Origin of the sequence: Algimonas porphyrae (genome assembly GCF_041429795.1) — a bacterium.
GTDB lineage: Bacteria > Pseudomonadota > Alphaproteobacteria > Caulobacterales > Maricaulaceae > Litorimonas > Litorimonas porphyrae.
Window position 1 is genome coordinate 1668252 of the sequence record NZ_CP163424.1, and the last position, 17965, is coordinate 1686216.

The following is a 17965-nucleotide window of genomic DNA, read 5'->3' on the forward strand; positions in this document are numbered from 1 at the left end:
TCAGGTTAATGCAGTCGGCTCCTACATAGCGTCCACATCAAAACCGCGCCTCGCCATGGTGGCGTCCGCGCATAAACGGCAAGAAAAAGAAGAATATGTCCTACCAATTCGACCCAATCCAACTGCGCCAGACGGCGCCTGTCACGCTGACGCGCGACGTTTCATCTGTTCGTCTTCTGGCACGCCGCTCGGCTCGTCAGGCACGCCGCGCCCAACGCGCATTCTAGAAAACTCAACGTTTCCCTTCGAAGCTCGGACCTCACGGTCCGGGCTTTTTTTATGGGTGACTGGCCAGCAGCGACGTCCAGCCGTCGAGACTGTCCTGTGCCGTGACGGTCAGGCCGCACTGCCGGAAGGCGTCCGCGACCCAGTCCGCCTGTTCATCCAGAATTCCCGACAGGATCGCGCGAGCCCCGGGGCGCATGGCCCTGGCAATGTCAGGGGCCAGTTCGCGCAAAGGCCCGGCGAGTATATTGGAGATGACGAGATCGAAATCGCGCCCTCTCAGTGCGTCCGCATCAAAGCCATCGGCGGTCAGAGCATCAAAAGCCGTATCGTTCAGCGCAGCATTGTTCACGGCCACATTGACAGCGACCGGGTCGATGTCCGTGGCCAGCAACAATGCGTGCGGCCAGAGCTTCGCCGCCGCAATCGCCAGAACGCCAGCCCCTGTCCCGAGGTCGAGGATCGCATCAGGTTGCAGCCCATCTGTATGGAGCGCATCCAGCATCATCAGACAACCCTTAGTCGTTCCGTGATGGCCGGTCCCAAACGCCTGTCCGGCATCGATCCGGATCGGAATGCGGTCCTTCAGCTCTGGTGTGTCGTGACTACCGTGAACGATGAAGCGACCCGCATCGATCGGCGGCAGGCCGGACTGGCTGAGGCCGACCCAGTCTTCGTCGGGCAGCTGAGACAGATGCGCTTCGAGCGCTGGCGACAGACCTTGCCGTGCCGCATGCGCCGCGTCCCGCGTTGCATAAAGCGCCTGCACACTCACGGCGTCGGGACCATCATCGAATACCGACACGGCCAGAGCCTCGGTGACGTCATCGAACCCCAGCCGTTCGGCCAGATCATAGCCGCTGTCGCGCGGCGAACGGATGGTCAGCGCGTAAGGACGGCTCACAGCTCAGACCTCGGAGGCGCGCTGGACAAAACCGTCCAGCACCATCTTTTCGCCGGCCTTGTCGAATTCGACCGTCAGTTTCGTGCCGTCGGCGCTCATGATCTCGCCATAGCCGAACTTGGTATGGAAAACCCGCTCGCCGACACTGTAATTGGACGCCTTGCCCTTGGCGGGGCGTCGCACGGCATGCCCTTCTATCTCCTTGGGCTGACGACCAAAGTCGCGATCTCTGTTCTTCTGGTAGCGCTCCCATCCCGGGGACGACCGCCCCGCATCCTGTGCGCGCTTGAAGCTCCGACCGAAATCTTCCTGCACGCGATCGGCGATCAGGGAGGGGTTATACTGATTGGCCTCGGATTCGACTTCGACATGCTGAATTGGCAATTCGTCGATAAAGCGCGAGGGCAGGGAGGATTGCCAGCTGCCATAGACTTGACGGTTGGCGGCGAAATAGATCTTCGCCAATTCGCGCGCCCGGGTGATCCCGACATAGGCAAGGCGGCGCTCTTCCTCGAGCCCGGCCAGACCGCTCTCATCCAAGGCACGCTGGCTTGGAAATGTGCCTTCCTCCCATCCCGGCAGGAAAACGAGCGGGAATTCGAGCCCCTTGGCACTGTGCAGCGTCATCAGACTGACTTCGGCATCCTGCGGACCGGAGTCGACATCCAGAACGAGGCTGACATGTTCCATATAGGCTTCGAGCGTGTCGAATTCGCCCATGGCCGAGATCAGTTCCTTGAGGTTGTCCAAGCGGCCTTGGGATTTGGCATCCTTATTATCGCGCCACATCTGCGTATAGCCCGACTGATCGAGAATGCGTTCGGCCATGTCGGTGTGCTTGGCGTCCTGTGACTCACGCCGCCAGCGATCGATATCGAGCAGGAAAGCCCGTAAGGACGACCGCGCCTTGCCGCGGATTTCGTCCGTCTTCACGATCTGGCGCGTGGCCTGTTCAAGGCTGATATGCATGGTACGTGCAGCCTGTTGCAGCTTGCGAACCGAAGTCGCGCCGATACCGCGCTTCGGGACATTGACGATCCGTTCGAAGGCGAGATCGTCCGTGTCCGAGTTCAGCACGCGCATATAGGCATGGGCGTCGCGGATTTCGGCACGCTCGAAAAAGCGCGGGCCCCCGACCACGCGGTAAGGCAGGCCGAGCTGAATGAAGCGTTCTTCGAAATTCCGCATCTGGCGGGAGGCTCGCACCAGAATAGCGACGTCGGAATAGGAGCGTCCCTTGGACGCCCAGTTCTCGATCTCCCCGGAGATGATCCGGGCTTCTGCGGGACCGTCCCAGACACCTGTGACCGTGACCTTGTGACCCCCGTCGTCTTCCGTCCAGAGCGTTTTGCCGAGACGGTCCTTGTTGGCTGCGATCAGGCCGGACGCGGCCCCCAGAATATGTTCGGTCGAGCGGTAATTACGTTCCAATCGAATGACCGTCGCGCCGGGAAAGTCCTGTTCGAAGCGCAGAATATTGTCCACCTCTGCCCCGCGCCAGCCGTAGATGGACTGGTCATCATCGCCGACGCAGCAGACATTGTTCGACCCCTGGGCAAGCAGGCGCAGCCAGAGATATTGTGCGACATTCGTATCCTGATACTCGTCGACGAGCAGATAGCGAAACCGGTCGTGAAAACCCTTCAGCACATCCGGGTTCTTCTGGAAGATAGTGATGTTGTGCAGTAGCAGGTCACCGAAATCGACGGCGTTCAGGACCTTCAGACGGTCCTGATAGGTCTTGTAGATTTCAACGCCTTTGCCGTCGGCAAACGTAAACCCGTCATCCGCGCCCAGCCGGTCCGGCGTCAGGCCTTTATTCTTCCAGCCATCGATCAGGCTCGCCATATAGCGCGCCGTCCATCGTTTGCTGTCGATGCCGGCGGCTTCGATGACCTGCTTCAGCAGGCGGATCTGATCATCCGTATCGAGGATTGTGAAACTGGATTTCAGACCGACAAGTTCGGCATGGATGCGCAAAATCTTTGCCGCGATAGAGTGGAAGGTGCCGAGCCATGGCAACCCCTCGATCGCTCCGCCCATGGTCTGTCCCACGCGCTCGCGCATCTCGCGCGCGGCCTTGTTGGTGAACGTCACGGCAAGAATTTGTGATGGCCAGGCCAGACGGTTATGAAGAATGTGCGCAAGGCGCGTGGTCAGCACGCGGGTTTTGCCCGTGCCTGCTCCTGCCAATACAAGAAGCGGGCCTTCCGTCGTCAGGACGGCCTTGCGTTGTTCGGGGTTCAGCCCGCTCAGATAATCCGCCTGATCATCGGTCGTCCGGACCGGCATGGCACGGGCCGAAATCGATCCCGATGCCGCAGGGCGAGGCGGGGCAGGCTGGAATGATTCGGGAGACGACATTGCGCCGGAACATAGGGACAACATACCGTCATGGCGAGGGCCAGCCGCTCCCGATAGCAGGGATTTGAAAGCGGTCTTGCCGAGACACCTTTATCGGCTAGGATCAGACCATGGCCAATCTGCTCCGGGCGTTTATCGCCACCACTTTGTTTTCTCTGATCCCTGTCGGCTCAGCCTATGCTCAGACTGACGAAATCGTCGTGACGGGTAGTCGGATATCGATCCAGGACACGCTTCCGGGGCAGGTCTTGATAGTGCGGGGGGACAATCTTCTTCTTGAAGTCAGAATTGAGAGTGATGCCCGCAATCTGAGCGAAAGGCTCGCAGAAATCGATAAGACAATCCGTACCTTCACGGCGGCAGCGGATCGCGATGCGGCAATTACGCTCTCCTATGTGGATGGGAACGCTGTGAGGCCTCTATCGCCGTCGCTCTATAAGGATGCCATCTCACGTGGCTCCCGTCCGGATACGTCTGTTGCAAGGATCCAGTTGAAGACCGCAATTCCAGACACGGTCGCAGACAGTTTTGCCTTGGCGACGCAACTGACGCGGTTCGTCGATAAAATTCCGGAGACGGGTCGCATTACGATTGAAAATACCGATGAAATCGTGATTTCTGTCGTCAATCCGGGTCAATATCGTCCTGCTGTCATACGGAAAGTTACCGATGAGATCGCCGATATTCGCGATCAGCTGGGTGCGGATTACCGCGTCATCCTGCAAAATATTGATCGGCCGATCAGACAGTATCGCGCAGGCGACCTGACTCTCGGTTTCTACATTCCGTACAGTTATGTGGTTATACCGACATCTCTGGATAATCTGGACATCAATCTTTCAGACGATTTCTAGGCGTGCTCGGCAAGTTATACAGCACGGACATTCTCACCCTGTCATCGACGCTGAGCAATACTGCGCTCGATGCGCCGGACGGGACCGCGCGCAAAGTCAGCAAGCTTTGCGGGTCCTGGGTCGAAATCGATGTGGCGATGAGCGGTGACCGGGTCGCCGACGCGGCGTTGAGGGTGCAGGCTTGCGCACTCGGTCAGGCCAGTGCCGCCATTCTGCAGGAGCGCATCAATGGGGCCACGCTCGGCGAATTGACGGCGGCGCGTGATGCGCTCCGGTTCATGCTGAAAGAGGGTGGCGATCCACCGAAGGGTCGCTTCGAGAAGCTGGCCTTGCTTTCAGGCGTCCGGGAATATCCGGCGCGGCACCAGAGTACGTTACTGGCCTTCGACGCGGCGGTTGAGGCGGTGGATCGCGCATTGCAGAGAGAATGCAACGGATCCTGAGGCCTGCTGCAGGATCGTCCCAACTCTTCAGTGAGGGCTGGAAGACACGCGTCTCTTTCCGGACCAAAGGGATGCTGAAGTATTTCGAAACACTTCCTCTCGTCATGATCACACGGCGTCGCCAAAGCGAGGCCATGGTGTCCCCTGCGTCCTATGGGAACGAATAGCCGTGTGAGTATCGGGTGCTACTGCATCATCTCTCGAAACACAGATATCGAACCGTCGACTGACGACCTGTACATGACCAATAAGTTATGTTATAAAGTTATTAATTCAATCGGGAGATGTCCATGAGGCGACGGCGACAGACACAGGATGATGAAGCGGTTGTGGATATGACGCCGATGCTGGACCTCGTTTTCATCATGCTGATTTTCTTCATCGTTTCCGCCGTTTTTCTGGATGAACGCGGTCTCGATCTGTCAGAAACGCCGCAGGATGTTCCTCCCAATGCGGTTCAGCCCTCCATTCTTGTTCAGCTCGACGATAGGGATATGGCTCATATTCAGGGGCAGCCTCTCAGCCTGGCTTCCGTGCCGGCGCGCGTGCAAGCGCTCCGGGCTCAATCGCCCCAAGCCAATGTCTCACTGCAGGCGCAGTCGGACACAAGCGTCGATGCGGTGGTTTTTCTGAAGGACCGGATGGACGCCGCGCAAGTGCCGATCACGATCAAGGTTGATCCGTAAGTTTGCTGACGCGGTAATTTTCCAGCACTTGCGGCCAGACACGGTCGAAATAGGCGTGGCCTTCATCCCATGCCTCGCCTGTGCCGAAGCCGGTATGGAAGAGGTGGACATGTGTCCGGTCATCTCCCATCGGCTCGAACAGGATTTGGACGACAGTCAGATGCGGCCTGATCTCGGACATGTAGGGCGGCATGGCCCAGGTAAAACTCAGCATCTGTCCGGGCTGCAGGGAGAGAATGCGGCCATCATCATTGCCGCATTGCTGCGTCTCGACAGCAGAGACGTCGAAGCACAGCTCGTAAAGCCCGCCGGGCTCGGCCTCTATAGTCGCGAGCGGTGCGAAGAAATCTTCAATGCCGTCCTTGCTGGTCCAGTCGGCGAAGGCGGTGGCAGGATCGGCATCGACCGTTACGTCGGCGTAGATCATGGTCCGAACCTGCGCGCCGGCATTTTTCGCGCCGAATGTCGCGATCAGCACCAAGCCGATCGCCAGTCCTCGCAATAACATCACGTCGACTCCAAATTTGTAATCCTGCCTTACAGGAAGGTTACGACTTTGTGGCAAAAATTGGCAAGCCATGATCTCCGCCTGCATCGCCTGATATCGCCAATGTGGCTGGATAAGGGCGGCTGACAGATGACCGGTGCATGACAGACCGTTCAGTTGTGCCGCTCGTAGCCTTTTGCGACAGGGGTCGGCGGCTGGGCGTGGCACCACTCTAAAAGGACACCCCCATGTCAAACGCCTTATTGAAATACGCTCTGCTGCCGTTCGCCTGCATGGCTGCGCTTGCCGCCAGTGCTACCGCGCAAGATACGGATCCGGTTCAGAACAAGCCGAAATCCGATATGATGAACATGTCTTCAGCCGAGCTTGAGACGCTGTTCGCCACTCACGATGCCGACCTTTCAGGCGATTTGAACCTGGACGAGTTCATTGCCTTTACCGTCGACAGGGCCAGCCATGGTGATGAAACCGCGCGGGATCTGGTCGTGACCGGCGATTATGAAGGACGGTTCGCCGCGCTGGATCAGGACGCCGATTCAGCTCTCACTCTAATGGAAGTCGTGAAGACGGAACATGATGACGCTGTCGAACAGGAGCTCTCGCCGACCGACGAAGACGAAAAGCTTTAACGGCGACTAAATCTGTCTCGGAACAGACTCGCTCCATCAGCCGTTGGAATGACACGGGCAACGTCGCCCGAACTTTTTGGGAGAGAGCCAATGCTTCGTTGGGCCATCATTTTTCTTGTCATCGCAATTGTCGCGGCCGTTCTGGGCTTCGGCGGGATTGCCGGTGCCGCGTCATCTATCGCCGTTATCCTGTTCTGGGTCTTTGTTGCTCTGTTCGTGATCGGCCTGATCATGCATCTGGTCAAAAAAGCCTGATCCATTCAGTATACAAAATGAAAAACCCCGGATCTCGATCCGGGTTTTTTTATGGCCTATTCCGGGGCGGCATTGACGCCGTCCTCCGCCGCATCATCCGGTAACTCCATTTCAATCGATAGGCCCGACGACAGTCGGTCCTCCTGCGGAACGGTCTGGATGTCCTCGATCGTGACCGTGCTGAACAGGCCGCGGCGACGGACTTTGATCATTTTCTGCATGGTTTCATCGATGGATTGGGCCATTGTCGAGCTGACGGGCCGAAGGCCTACCGCCGAATCCATCGTCATGACATAGCCATGCTGGGTCCGGTTGTTCGTGCCGCGGGTCATATCGGCAATGTCTGTCGCATAGCGAGCCACTCTGATTGGTGTGTCCGTCGACAGGAAGCGATCGCGCAGATCGTCTTCTACAAGCGCAGCAATATGCGTTCTAACCTCGTGGTCGAAATCGCCTGCGAAAAAATAGGGGGCGGCATCTTCATAATGGCGTGAAACCCGGGGCTTATCGCCATAGATTTCGATGCCGCGAAGCGATCCAGCAAATTCCTTGCCTGAGTATTGAAGCGTATCCCAGACGGTTTCCGCCGTGAACGCCTTGCGCTGAATGGATGGGGAGCCGAGATCGCCGTGGAAGAATCCGTAAATGACAAGAGGATTGTCCCAGTTGGCGTAGACGACGTCCTGCCGGATGTTCCGCAGCGACAACGGCACACCCGCGATCGTGACGCGCTTCGTTTCGTGGAAAGACAGCCCGTCGGCGCCCTTGATCCGGGATGGATTGGTCGTGGGATAATTCTGCGCGATCCCCTGAATAACGAGCGCATTGTGCAGGTTCAGCCAGTAGGAAAGCTGTTCATCGCGCGGAAGCGCGGAAACATTGATGCGATTGCCGATGGCCACCAGATCATCGACATAGCTATCGATGACGTCTTCGAACTCGCCGTCGATCCCCTCGAAAATGACCTTGTTCCCTTCCAGGCGATAGGGTGATGTATGACCAAGGACGAGACGAGTGCCGACCCCCGGGGCCGGGCGGACCGCACGCTCGCGCAGGCTCGGACCGGTATAGATCACCATTTCCTTGAGGGCTTCGTCCCAGACGGTGAAGTCGAGACGTGTCCGTAGGGACGGATTTGGCGCAAAACGGCCGTAGGATGAGGGCGTTGCCGTCGAACCCGTCGCTGCGAAGGTGTGAGGCGATACGGTCAATGGCTGTCCGAAAGACGGCGCAGAGATTGCCAAGAGAGGAGACAGAGTCAGAGCAGCAACGATATGTTTCATGACATATTCAAAGCATATTCTGGATTGCAAATCCAGATTCGTTCAAATTGCGGTTATGGTGAGGTCTGCAAGACACGAACCGTGGGATCGGCGCAAATTTTAATGGCTCAGTCAGACGGCTCATCGGAATCTGAGCTAGAGCCAGTGTTCTGACTTGGGTCTGGCAGCTCCATTTCGATCGGCAGTCCGGATGACAGTCGGTCCTCCTGCGGAACGGTCTGGATGTCCTCGATCGTGACCGTGCTGAACAGGCCACGGCGACGGATTTTGGTCATTTTCTGCCCGGTTTCATTGACAGCTCTCGCGAGCACGGTTGGGACTTTCGTCGTTCCGCTCGAAGTTGCGGAGTAGACATTGCCGAGTTGAATCCGGTCATTTGTGCCTTTGGTCATATCGGCGACATCGGCTTCGTAACGGGCGATTTTCACGACGGCGGTTGCGTCGGCTAGCTCTGTCTTGACCTCGGGAGTCAACAGGCTGTTCATATGCCGTCGAACATCGGCGTTAAAATCAACTGCAAAAAAGTAGGGCGCGGCATCATCATAATGTCGCGAAATCTTCGGTTCATCGCCATAGACGATAAAACCGCGCAGCGAATTAGCGAACTCGGTGCCTGAGAAACGCAGCGTGTCCCAGACCGTATTCCCGGCGTAGGCTTTCCGCTGGAGGGAGGGCGATCCAATGTCGCCATGGAAAAAACCGTAGATCACCAAAGGGTTGGCCCAATTGGCATAGACGATATCCTGGCGGATATTGCGCAGCGACAAGACTACCCCGTCGATCGTAACCCGTTTCGTGTCATGGAAGCGTAGCCCATCCGCACCCTTGATCCGGGAAGGGCTGCTGAGCGGATAGTTTTCGGCAATCGCATGAACGACAAGCACGTTGTGAAGGCTCAGCCAGTAGGCAAGTTGCTCGTCACGCGGCAATGAGGTGAGATCGACCCGGTTGGCGATCGCGACAAGGTCTTCGACGTAGTGACCGAGCATCTCGGTAAAGTCGTCATCAAACCCTTCGAACAGGACCTTATTGCCCTCAAGCCGGTAGTGGGACGTGTGGCCGCGTGTCAGTCGCGATCCGACAATCGGGTAGGGCCGACTGGCCCGCTCTCGCAGGCTCGGTCCGGTATAGAGAACCGACTCTTTCAGAACTTCGTCCCAGAAGGTGAAATCGAGCCGGGTTGTCCGGCTCGGGTCGGGGGTAAAGTGAGAATAAGGCGAGGCCATCTGGCTCGCCTGTGACTTTGACTGGACTAAGACCGGGGACGGCGTCGACATGGCCTGCATCTGCGCAAACGCGGATGGGGCGATAAGCTGAGCCATGACGATGCAGGCGGCGGCAACAGATTTCATGCAGCCTGCAAAGCACAAAACGCGTCTGAAATCCAGAATCGTCCGACCCGAGCCTGACGCATCCCATCTTTGGCTGATGAGACTTGAACACGGGCCTCCAGATTATGGGGCCTGACGATGTACTGCCGCGCGACTATTCCGCCGGGTCGTCTGAGGATTGCTCCGTGCCTGTTTCCGGTAGTTCCATTTCGATCGACAGGCCTGATGACAGTCGGTCCTCTTCCGGAACGGTCTGGATATCCTCGATCGTGACCGTACCGAACAGGCCGCGACGACGGATCTTGGTCATTTTCTCGCCTGTCTCCTGTATCGCTCTGGCCAGGGTTGACGAAACTTCGCGAGTGCCGCCGAGTGGATCGAGGGTCCGGACGCTGCCCAGCTGAATACGGTCATTCGTACCTTTGGTCATGTCGGCGACATCGTCTTCGTAACGGGCAACTTTCACGACAGCCGTGGCCTTGTCGAACTCTTCCTTCACCTCGGGATTGAGGAGTGCGCCCATATGGCGACGGACCTGCGCATTGAAGTCGTTGGCGAAGAAATAGGGGGCCGCATCCTCATAGTGACGCGAGATCTGAGGCTTGTCGCCATAAACGATGAAGCCGCGCAGGGAATTGGCAAATTCCGTTCCTGAAAAGCGCAGTGTGTCCCAGACCGTGTCTGCCGTGAAGGCTTTACGCTGGATCGATGGCGAGCCGAGATCACCATGGAAGAAGCCGTAAATCACCAGCGGGTTTGACCAGTTCGCATAGACGATATCTTGCCGGATATTGCGCAGCGAGAGCGGCACACCGTCGATGGTGATGCGTTTCGTATCGTGAAAGCCGAGGCCGTCAGCGCCCTTGATGCGCGATGGGCTGCTGATGGGGTAGTTTTCGGCGATGCCCTGAATGACCAGGATATTGTGGAGGTTCATCCAGTAGGAGAGCTGCGCATCCTGTGGAATGGAGGCCAGATCGATCCGGTTGCCGATATCGACCAGGTCTTCGACATAGATGTCGAGCATCGTCTTGAAGTCGTCATCGATCCCTTCGAACAGGACTTTATTGCCTTCGAGCCGGATCGGCGATGTATGACCAAAGGTCATCCGCGAGCCGACGACTGGCGATGGCTGGCTGGCCCGCTGACGCAGACTGGGGCCTGTATACAGGACCATATCCTTCAGGATTTCGTCCCAAAGCGTGAAATCGAGGCGCGTCGCCTTGGTCGGATTGGGCGTAAAGCGACTATAGGGTGAAGCCGACGCGGTCGCTGCCGACAGGGTCAGGGACGGCGTGGAAATAGTCTGTGCCTGTCCGAATGACGCCGGAGCGATGGCCAGAGCAGCTGTGAATGTGAAGAGCGCGGGCAGATGTTTCATGCGCACGCTAAAGCATATCTCCGGATCGAAATCCAGACAAACCTTATCGAATAACGATAATGTTAGATTGGGTGCCTAGCGAAGCGATCCTGAGATTTGATCCAGACCGTCCTTGAAGAAGCGGGTCCGGTCAGCAGCCGCCATTTCGGTGCGGATCAGTGTCTCTGCAGTATCTACGGCCAAGTCGGCTGCTCTGGATTTAACTTCTGCCAGCGCCTGTGCTTCGGCGGAGGCAATTTTTGCTTCGGCCTGAGCGGCGCGGCGTTGCAGACGCTCTTTCAGATCAGTTCTGGCGCGCACAGCCATGGCCTCGGCGTCGCGGCGAGCTTGATCGACAATCTCTTCGGCCTGAGCTTCGGCTTCGGCCTGCTTACGCTGGTAGGAGGCGAGCAGAGCCTGCGCTTCTTCGCGCAGGCGACGCGCCTCATCGAGCTCGTCGCGAATGGCGTCCGATCGACTGTCCAGCGCGCTGCCCATGGCTTTGAAAGCGCCTTTCCAGGCGATCAGAGCAAAGAAGAGGAGCAGGGGGACCAGAACCCAGAACTCGGATGACAAGTACCAGGCTTTGCCGCCGGCCATGACAAGATCAAAAGTCATCGTGATCAAGCCTTTCCAAGCGCGACACGAAGCTTCGCGTCGGAGACGGATTTGCCCGTCAATTCAGTCACGACGGCGCCGGCCACTTCGGCTGCCACGGCGTCGATGTTGGACAGTGCGGCCGTTTTGATTTCACGAATACGCGTCTCGGCCAGTTGCGCTTCGCGATCGGCTTCGGCGTCGGCTGCGTCCAGTTCGGTGCGGATTTCCGCGTCGAGTGACTGGCGTGTGCTTTCGGCGACATTCATGGCCTTGGCCCGAGCATCGCGCAGCGACGTCTCATAGGCTTTTTCGGCCTCTTCCGCTTCCTGCTTCATGCGGGTCGCGGAATCGAGGTCATCGGCAATTCTGTCAGTCCGGGTCCCGATCGTATCGCGCAAGCCCGGAAGAATGAACCGGGACAGCGCGAAATAGAGGACAGCAAAGGTCAGAACGAGCCAGAATATCTGGCTCGTCCATGTCGACAGGTCGAGCTGAGGCATGCCGCCAGAGGCAGCTTGTGCAGTGTCGTCATAGACGGTTTCAGCAGCCATGGCTCTTCCCGGTCCGTGCGTGTTTTACGTCAGGTCTGTTCTAGAATGCGAACAGGATGATCATGGCCAGAACGAAGCCGAACAGGCCTGTCGCTTCGCAGAGTGCGAAACCGAGCAGCAGGTTCGTACGCTGACCGGCAGCGGCAGATGGGTTGCGCAGGGCACCTTCGAGATATTTCGAGAAGATGGAACCGATACCGATGCCGGCACCGATAAGGGCGGTTCCGGCCAGGCCGGCACCAATGAATTTTGCGGCTTCTGCTTCCATGATGGGATCTCCTAGAGTTGGATAGCGTAAGGTTTAGTGATCGACGTGGTAGACGTCGTTGAGATAGACACAGGTCAGGATCGCGAACACGAAAGCCTGCAGGGCTGCGACCAGAAATTCGAGCGCAACGATCGCCATCGTGCCGGCAATCGGCAGGATCGCACCCAATGCCGTCACGCCGCCCTTGGCGACGAGGTAGGCGGCAAAGATCGCGAACAGTTTCAGCATGACGTGACCAGCCACCATATTGGCGAACAAACGTACAGCCAGTGTCACGGGACGGGCGATGAAGGAAATGATCTCAATCGGCACGATAATCGCGTACATCGGCACGGGCAGACCAGCCGGCGCGAAAATCTTGAACCATTTGAAGCCGTTCTTCCAGACACCAGCGACGACCACGACAAGAATGGTGAAGATCGCCATGGTGGCGGTCACGGCCAGGTGCGACGTCGTGGTGAAGGCGTAGGGGTTCATGCCGATCAGGTTGGCGAACAGGATGAAGAAGAACAGGGCAAAGATGAAGGGCATGAAGCGCATGGCTTCCGGCCCGACCGTATCGCGAACCATATCCGCGATGAATTCATAGGAAAGCTCGCCAAGTGACTGCATACGTCCAGGGATCAGCTTGCCCCGCATGGTCAGAATGAAGAAGGCAATGATGGCAACGACGGACGCCACCATCCAGAAGGCAGAGTTCGTCCAGGACACGGTCTGTCCGGCAATCTCGAAGAGATCGACCTGACGATCAATCTCGAACTGTTCCATGGGTCCGCTTGCCACGTCCCGCTCCTTCAGTCTTCATCTTCCAGCTCAGGACGTGCGTCACCTTTGGGAATATGCCCCGTTTTCGCATCCATGGCATCCGCCGTGCGAAAGACGCTCATAAACCCGGCAGCGATGCCGAACCCAAGCCCAATCAGGAGTCCGAATGGTTGCGATCCGAATAGCTGGTCAATTCCCCAGCCTAAAAGCAGACCCACCAAAACGGACGCCAAAAGTTCCGTACTCAATCGCCAGGCCATTCCCAGAAGCGAATTATCGTCCTTGTCATCCTTGCCAAGCTTGGCATCGCGGCGTGCTTTGGCGGCTGCGAGCTTGTCCTCGAGCGCGTCGAGGTCGGTCTGGAGGGAGGTGTCGGACTGTCCGTTCTGTTTCGGCATGAAAACCAAGCGTGACGCTGACAAAACAGGCCCCTGAATGGGACCTGTTGAAAGCGGGGCCTACCTAACGAAGGGGGTAGGCGAAGTCAACAAAAGCAGGTGAGGGTCTAAGTCTTTGATAGAGATGAAAAAAAGCTATTTTACCACGCTTTTATTCGGGCTTTTCTCAGGTCAGGTTGAAGACGAGTTGATTCAGTTGGGCAACGCGTTGATCGAAACGGCGAGGCGACGGCCATTATCATCGCGGCTCAGGATCGTAACGCGCTCATTGCGCAAGGCAGTCTGTGTCGGTCGGATGCAATTTGTCCCGACAACATTACTCAGCCGCTACCAGCTGTTCGGCGCGGGCCAGTTCGACGCTCAAGAGTTGCGACACGCCCTGTTCGGCCATGGTGACGCCGAACAGGCGGTCCATGCGGCTCATCGTGACCGGGTTATGTGTAATGGCGATGAATTTGGTATTGGTCAGCCGTTTCATCTCGTCCAGCACATCGCAATAGCGACCGACATTATAGTCATCCAGCGGCGCATCGACTTCGTCGAGCACGCAGACGGGGGCCGGATTTGACAGGAAGACCGCAAAGATCAGGGCCGTCGCGGTCAGCGCCTGTTCCCCGCCGGATAGCAGGCTCATCGGTTTGAGCGTCTTGCCGGGCGGTCTGGCGAAAACTTCCAGTCCCGCTTCCAGCGGATCATCGGACTCCGTCAGAGAGAGCCAAGCTTCGCCGCCGCCAAACAGCGTGACGAAAAGCTTGGAGAAATGGCCATTGACCACATCGAAGGCTTCCAGAAGCCGCTGGCGGCCTTCTGTGTTCAGTTCGTCAATGCCTTCGCGAAGACGGGCGATTGCGGCGATCAGATCCTCGCGCTCCGTCTTCATCACATTCAGTTTTTCTTCCTGCTCGGCGGCTTCTTCATCGGCACGCAGATTGACCCCGCCCAGCTTTTCGCGCTCCGCCGCCAGCCGTTCGAGCTTGCGCTCGATATCGTGCTCGGACAGGCCGGATGCCGGATCGAGCTTGCCAATATGTTCGGTCAGTTCGGACGGTTCGCATTGCAGGGTTTCGTTGATTCGGGCCTTGGTCTCGCCGATGCGCTCCTGCGCGGCGACCAGCCGGGCCTGGGCCGCGGCGCGGGCCTCGCGCGCTTCGCCGGCCTGTTTCTCCAGATCGCGCGCTTCGATTTCGGCCTCGCGCAAGTGCGTCTCAGCATCGGCCAGCGCGTCAGCAGCAGACTGGCGGCGCGCTTCCGCGGTTTCCAGCTGTTCGAACAGTGCCTTGCGGCGATCTTCGAACTTGTTCGGCCCCTCGGTTGCTGTCGTATAGTTGATCTCGGCAGCGTCGCGCCGACCCTCCAAGGTTGAGACACGGTCACCCGCCTGCGTGCGGCGACGTTCCCAGTCGGCCCGCTCAGTCTCAACCGCCTTGAGCCGCGTCGTGCGGGCTTCGATCGCATTGTGCAGTGATCGGTAGGTGGAATTCTTGTCGTCGGCATCCGAGCGGGCCGCGAAGAGCCGTTCCGATAGAGCATCGCGTTTCGGGCTCAGCGTGTCGTCCGTCTGCGCAGCGGCGACAGCCTGTCTTGCGGCATCCCGCTGAGCGGAGAGTTCGGTAATTTCGGCTTGCAGCCGCGCAATCCGGTCTTCGAGCGACCGCTTTTGCGCAGTTTCGCGCGCAACATCCGTCTCGTACTGGGCGACAGCAGCCTGCGCGGCCCGTTCCTTACGTTCGAGGTCCGGAAGGGCCGCCCGCGCCTGCACGGCGGCATCCTTTGCGGCGTTCCTACGCGCGCGGGCCGCATGAAATTCGGTCTGGGCGATTTCGACAGCGCTCTCAGCGACTGCAATTTCGGCGACCATCTCCTGCAGTCGGCCTTGCTGCTTTAGCTTGACCGATGCCGCCGTCTCGGCCCCGGCTTCCATCACGAAGCCGTCCCAGCGGACGAGATGACCGTCGCGCGTCACCAGTCGCTGACCGGGCTTCAGCTGGTCGCTCAGCTCTGCGGCACTGTCCGTCACACCGATCTGGTCCAGCCTTGCGGTGAGTTCGCTCGGGCCGCTGACAAGATGAGACAGGGGCGTGGCCCCCGATGGCAGGCTCTGCGCCGGTGAGGGTGCCCCTGTCCAGCGCAGGGCCGACTGGCCGGAAATGGCGGCGTCCAGGTCTTCACCGAGCGCGGCAGCGAGGGCCTGCTCATAGCCTTTCTGGACCGTGATCTGCGAAAGTGCCGTTTCCGCCGCCTGGTCGCCGCGATTGACGATACGGTCGAGCGCAGCGCGTTCCGATGTCAGCGCGCCGAGCGCCGTCTTCGCATCATTGAGCGCTTCGCGCGCCTGCTGGTCGGCCTCGTCGGCCTCGTTGCGAGCCAGCGCGGCATCGCGTTCCACCTGTTTGGCGGTTTCGAGTGCGTCCATGGCCTCATTGGCGGCGGCAGCGAACAGATTGGCCGAGGCCCCGTCGTCGCCCGCCATTCCGGACAGTTTCGCCGTGGCCTCTTCCAGTTCGGTTTCACGCGCGCGTAGGCGGCGTTCCGACTGTTCCAGCTCACGCGCGGCACTCTCCGCACGGGCAGTCTGCCCGGCAATTTGCGCGGTCAGTTCATTCATGTCGGCTTCAATCTGGTTGCGCAGGCGCAGCGCCGCTTCGGCCTCGTCGCGCGCTTCGTCCAGCGCCGCAGACTGATCGCCAACGGAGGCGAGATTGTCATGCTCCACCTTCAGCCGCGTTTCCGCCGCCAGAGCGTCCTCGACGATACCGGATTCGCGCTCGATATCCGCCGTCAGCTGTTCGATCTGGGCAGCCAGTTTGCGCACTTCAGACTGGGCGGCGTGTTCATCGGCTTCCAGTGTTTCCTTGGCGGCGTTCAGTCGCGCCAGTACGGCAGCGGCGATCAGCTGCTCTTCCTGTTTCGGTTTCAATGTCCCCGATAGATCGCTCGCCAGCCGTTGCGCTTCGGCGGCGCGGAGCGCGCTATCCTGAACGGCCTGATCGCAGGCCTTGAGCGCATCCTGCGCGCCGGCCAGCGTATCCAGAGCCGCGACCCAGCGTTTCAGCCATAGCAGCGCCTTATATTCGTGGATCTCACCGGCCAGACGTTTGTAGCGTGCCGCCTGACGCGACTGTCGCCGCAGGCTGAGCAACAGGCCGTCCACCTGCGCCATAATATCGTCCAATCGGTCGAGATTGTTCTCGGCGGCGCGCAGACGCAGTTCCGCTTCATGGCGGCGGGAATGCAGGCCGGAAATACCGGCAGCCTCTTCGAGGACGCGCCGCCGGTTGGCGGGTTTGGCGGAGATCAGTTCGCTGATCTGGTTCTGCCGGACGAGGGCCGGGGAGTTGGCCCCCGTCGACGCGTCGGCGAAGAGCAATTGCACGTCCTTGGCGCGGACGGTCTTGCCGTTGATCTTGTAGGTCGATCCTTTGCCCTTGGTGATGACACGCATAACGTCGAGTTGATCGGAATCGTTGAAGGCTGCGGGCGCGACCCGGGCACTATTGTCGATATGCAGGGTGACATGCGCCTGATTGCGGCCCGGACGCTGGCGCGTACCGGAAAAGATCACATCTTCCATCTGCGATCCGCGCATAGCCTTGGCGCTATTGGCGCCCATGACCCAGCGGATCGCTTCCAGCAGGTTCGACTTGCCGCAGCCATTCGGGCCGACGACGCCCGTCAGACCTGGCTCGATCAGGAAATCTGTGGGCTCGACGAAGCTCTTGAAGCCCGTCAGCGTGATCTTTTCAAAGACCAGCGCGCCCATACACTATTCGGCAGGTTCTTGTTCGGGCGCGTCCGCGACGGGCATGTCTTCGCCGAGCAGAGGCAGGATCTGTTCTTCAATGGATTCCAGGGTGAAGACGCGCTTGAGCTCACCATTGATGACGAAGGCAGGTGTGCCGGCAACGCCCATATCGATGCCGGACTGCATCCGATCCATATATTCTTCACGCAACGTGTCATTGGCCATGCACTGGACGAATTCGTCTTCGGACAGGCCGGAGGATTTAGCGAGATTGACATAGGCTTCGCGCGCTTGTCCTTGTTGCGCGAGGGTCAGGATCTGGCTCTGACGGTCGAACTGCAGCTTGATATTCTTGAACCAGTCATCCTCATTTGCACAGAGCGCAATCATGAAACCGGCATCGGCCAGATCGGGTGCCCCGGCGAGAAATTCGCGGAAGACGTAACGGACCTTGCCGGTATCGACATATTTCGCCTTGAAGTCCGGATAGACTGTCTGGTGCCAGTTGGCGCAGGCCGGACAGGTGACAGAGGCAAACTCCATCACGGTTACGGCGGCGTTGGGATTGCCGATGGCATGATCGTCAGGGCGCTCGAAGGGCGTCCGCTCAGCGTCGCCGCTGGTCGCAACCGTATTGGTGGTGGCCGTCGTATCGGTCGCCGTACCGTTGCCGCAGGCCGCCAACAGGGCCGCCGCGCTGATCAGGATCGAAGTGCGAATCATCGAGGTCATAAGGAAGCATCCCGAATTGGGTGTGGGTTTCAAGGTAGGCGCACAGCTTTGCAGGCCCCGGGAGCCG

General features: G+C 58.8%; 18 protein-coding genes. 5 read left to right on the plus strand and 13 right to left on the minus strand.

Annotated elements, in window-relative coordinates; genetic code table 11:
- Window positions 1-277: 277 nt before the first annotated feature.
- A complete protein-coding gene (locus tag AB6B39_RS08090; RefSeq protein ID WP_284369102.1) occupies window positions 278-1129 on the minus strand; it encodes a 50S ribosomal protein L11 methyltransferase in 852 nt (283 codons plus the stop codon).
- A 3-nt stretch (window positions 1130-1132) separates the two neighbouring features.
- Window positions 1133-3493: an ATP-dependent helicase gene (locus AB6B39_RS08095; protein WP_284369101.1), complete on the minus strand. Its 2361-nt coding sequence runs from the start codon at window positions 3491-3493 to the stop codon at window positions 1133-1135.
- A 110-nt stretch (window positions 3494-3603) separates the two neighbouring features.
- On the opposite strand from AB6B39_RS08095, the gene AB6B39_RS08100 reads away from it, so the two are divergent.
- The 3 genes from AB6B39_RS08100 to AB6B39_RS08110 all read left to right on the plus strand — a co-directional run bounded on the left by AB6B39_RS08100 (window position 3604) and on the right by AB6B39_RS08110 (window position 5476).
- Window positions 3604-4347: a hypothetical protein gene (locus AB6B39_RS08100; RefSeq protein WP_284369100.1), complete on the plus strand. Its 744-nt coding sequence runs from the start codon at window positions 3604-3606 to the stop codon at window positions 4345-4347.
- A 2-nt stretch (window positions 4348-4349) separates the two neighbouring features.
- Entirely contained in the window at window positions 4350-4790 is a 441-nt protein-coding gene (locus AB6B39_RS08105) for an iron-sulfur cluster assembly scaffold protein (RefSeq protein ID WP_284369099.1), read from the plus strand.
- 290 nt (window positions 4791-5080) lie between these two features.
- Window positions 5081-5476 carry an ExbD/TolR family protein gene (locus AB6B39_RS08110; RefSeq protein WP_284369098.1) on the plus strand — a complete coding sequence of 132 codons (396 nt, stop codon included), beginning with the start codon at window positions 5081-5083 and terminating at the stop codon, window positions 5474-5476.
- On the opposite strand, the gene AB6B39_RS08115 is transcribed toward AB6B39_RS08110, so the two are convergent.
- A complete protein-coding gene (locus tag AB6B39_RS08115) occupies window positions 5460-5984 on the minus strand; it encodes an SRPBCC family protein (RefSeq protein ID WP_284369777.1) in 525 nt (174 codons plus the stop codon). The genes AB6B39_RS08110 and AB6B39_RS08115 overlap by 17 nt on opposite strands.
- Window positions 5985-6211: 227 nt before the next feature.
- On the opposite strand from AB6B39_RS08115, the gene AB6B39_RS08120 reads away from it, so the two are divergent.
- The gene (locus AB6B39_RS08120; protein ID WP_284369097.1) at window positions 6212-6613 is read left to right on the plus strand and encodes a hypothetical protein; all 402 of its coding nucleotides are present in this window, start codon (window positions 6212-6214) and stop codon (window positions 6611-6613) included.
- Between the two features lie 90 nt (window positions 6614-6703).
- Entirely contained in the window at window positions 6704-6868 is a 165-nt protein-coding gene (locus AB6B39_RS08125) for a DUF1328 domain-containing protein (RefSeq protein ID WP_284369096.1), read from the plus strand.
- Window positions 6869-6924: 56 nt separating this feature from the next.
- Here AB6B39_RS08125 and AB6B39_RS08130 read toward each other — a convergent pair whose 3' ends face one another.
- The 10 genes from AB6B39_RS08130 to AB6B39_RS08175 form a co-directional block, all read right to left on the minus strand.
- Window positions 6925-8151, minus strand: a complete 1227-nt coding sequence (locus AB6B39_RS08130) for a DUF547 domain-containing protein (RefSeq protein WP_284369095.1) — start codon at window positions 8149-8151, stop codon at window positions 6925-6927.
- Window positions 8152-8258: 107 nt separating this feature from the next.
- The gene (locus AB6B39_RS08135) at window positions 8259-9503 is read right to left on the minus strand and encodes a DUF547 domain-containing protein (protein ID WP_284369094.1); all 1245 of its coding nucleotides are present in this window, start codon (window positions 9501-9503) and stop codon (window positions 8259-8261) included.
- Window positions 9504-9636: 133 nt separating this feature from the next.
- Window positions 9637-10863 carry a DUF547 domain-containing protein gene (locus AB6B39_RS08140; RefSeq protein WP_284369093.1) on the minus strand — a complete coding sequence of 409 codons (1227 nt, stop codon included), beginning with the start codon at window positions 10861-10863 and terminating at the stop codon, window positions 9637-9639.
- Window positions 10864-10938: 75 nt separating this feature from the next.
- The gene (locus tag AB6B39_RS08145; RefSeq protein ID WP_284369092.1) at window positions 10939-11460 is read right to left on the minus strand and encodes a F0F1 ATP synthase subunit B; all 522 of its coding nucleotides are present in this window, start codon (window positions 11458-11460) and stop codon (window positions 10939-10941) included.
- Between the two features lie 5 nt (window positions 11461-11465).
- Complete coding sequence (locus AB6B39_RS08150; RefSeq protein ID WP_284369091.1) at window positions 11466-11993, minus strand: F0F1 ATP synthase subunit B'; 528 nt, start codon at window positions 11991-11993, stop codon at window positions 11466-11468.
- A gap of 40 nt (window positions 11994-12033) precedes the next feature.
- Complete coding sequence (locus AB6B39_RS08155) at window positions 12034-12261, minus strand: F0F1 ATP synthase subunit C (RefSeq protein ID WP_284369090.1); 228 nt, start codon at window positions 12259-12261, stop codon at window positions 12034-12036.
- A gap of 33 nt (window positions 12262-12294) precedes the next feature.
- On the minus strand, window positions 12295-13044 hold the full coding sequence (locus tag AB6B39_RS08160; RefSeq protein ID WP_284369089.1) for a F0F1 ATP synthase subunit A: 750 nt from the start codon (window positions 13042-13044) through the stop codon (window positions 12295-12297).
- 11 nt (window positions 13045-13055) lie between these two features.
- Complete coding sequence (locus AB6B39_RS08165) at window positions 13056-13424, minus strand: AtpZ/AtpI family protein (protein ID WP_284369088.1); 369 nt, start codon at window positions 13422-13424, stop codon at window positions 13056-13058.
- A 316-nt stretch (window positions 13425-13740) separates the two neighbouring features.
- The gene (gene smc, locus AB6B39_RS08170) at window positions 13741-17184 is read right to left on the minus strand and encodes a chromosome segregation protein SMC (protein WP_284369087.1); all 3444 of its coding nucleotides are present in this window, start codon (window positions 17182-17184) and stop codon (window positions 13741-13743) included.
- Window positions 17185-17187: 3 nt separating this feature from the next.
- On the minus strand, window positions 17188-17898 hold the full coding sequence (locus AB6B39_RS08175) for a thioredoxin domain-containing protein (protein ID WP_284369086.1): 711 nt from the start codon (window positions 17896-17898) through the stop codon (window positions 17188-17190).
- Between the last annotated feature and the right edge of the window lie 67 nt (window positions 17899-17965).

Excerpts from the sequence above, each read along its gene's own strand:
- AB6B39_RS08095 (WP_284369101.1), bottom strand. The coding sequence starts at position 3,493 with ATGTCGTCTCCCGAATCATTCCAGCCTGCCCCGCCTCGCCCTGCGGCA.
- AB6B39_RS08100 (WP_284369100.1), top strand. The coding sequence starts at position 3,604 with ATGGCCAATCTGCTCCGGGCGTTTATCGCCACCACTTTGTTTTCTCTG.
- AB6B39_RS08110 (WP_284369098.1), top strand. The coding sequence starts at position 5,081 with ATGAGGCGACGGCGACAGACACAGGATGATGAAGCGGTTGTGGATATG.
- AB6B39_RS08115 (WP_284369777.1), bottom strand. The coding sequence starts at position 5,984 with ATGTTATTGCGAGGACTGGCGATCGGCTTGGTGCTGATCGCGACATTC.
- AB6B39_RS08120 (WP_284369097.1), top strand. The coding sequence starts at position 6,212 with ATGTCAAACGCCTTATTGAAATACGCTCTGCTGCCGTTCGCCTGCATG.
- AB6B39_RS08125 (WP_284369096.1), top strand. The coding sequence starts at position 6,704 with ATGCTTCGTTGGGCCATCATTTTTCTTGTCATCGCAATTGTCGCGGCC.
- AB6B39_RS08130 (WP_284369095.1), bottom strand. The coding sequence starts at position 8,151 with ATGAAACATATCGTTGCTGCTCTGACTCTGTCTCCTCTCTTGGCAATC.
- AB6B39_RS08135 (WP_284369094.1), bottom strand. The coding sequence starts at position 9,503 with ATGAAATCTGTTGCCGCCGCCTGCATCGTCATGGCTCAGCTTATCGCC.
- AB6B39_RS08140 (WP_284369093.1), bottom strand. The coding sequence starts at position 10,863 with ATGAAACATCTGCCCGCGCTCTTCACATTCACAGCTGCTCTGGCCATC.
- AB6B39_RS08145 (WP_284369092.1), bottom strand. The coding sequence starts at position 11,460 with ATGACTTTTGATCTTGTCATGGCCGGCGGCAAAGCCTGGTACTTGTCA.
- AB6B39_RS08150 (WP_284369091.1), bottom strand. The coding sequence starts at position 11,993 with ATGGCTGCTGAAACCGTCTATGACGACACTGCACAAGCTGCCTCTGGC.
- AB6B39_RS08155 (WP_284369090.1), bottom strand. The coding sequence starts at position 12,261 with ATGGAAGCAGAAGCCGCAAAATTCATTGGTGCCGGCCTGGCCGGAACC.
- AB6B39_RS08165 (WP_284369088.1), bottom strand. The coding sequence starts at position 13,424 with ATGCCGAAACAGAACGGACAGTCCGACACCTCCCTCCAGACCGACCTC.
- smc (WP_284369087.1), bottom strand. The coding sequence starts at position 17,184 with ATGGGCGCGCTGGTCTTTGAAAAGATCACGCTGACGGGCTTCAAGAGC.
- AB6B39_RS08175 (WP_284369086.1), bottom strand. The coding sequence starts at position 17,898 with ATGACCTCGATGATTCGCACTTCGATCCTGATCAGCGCGGCGGCCCTG.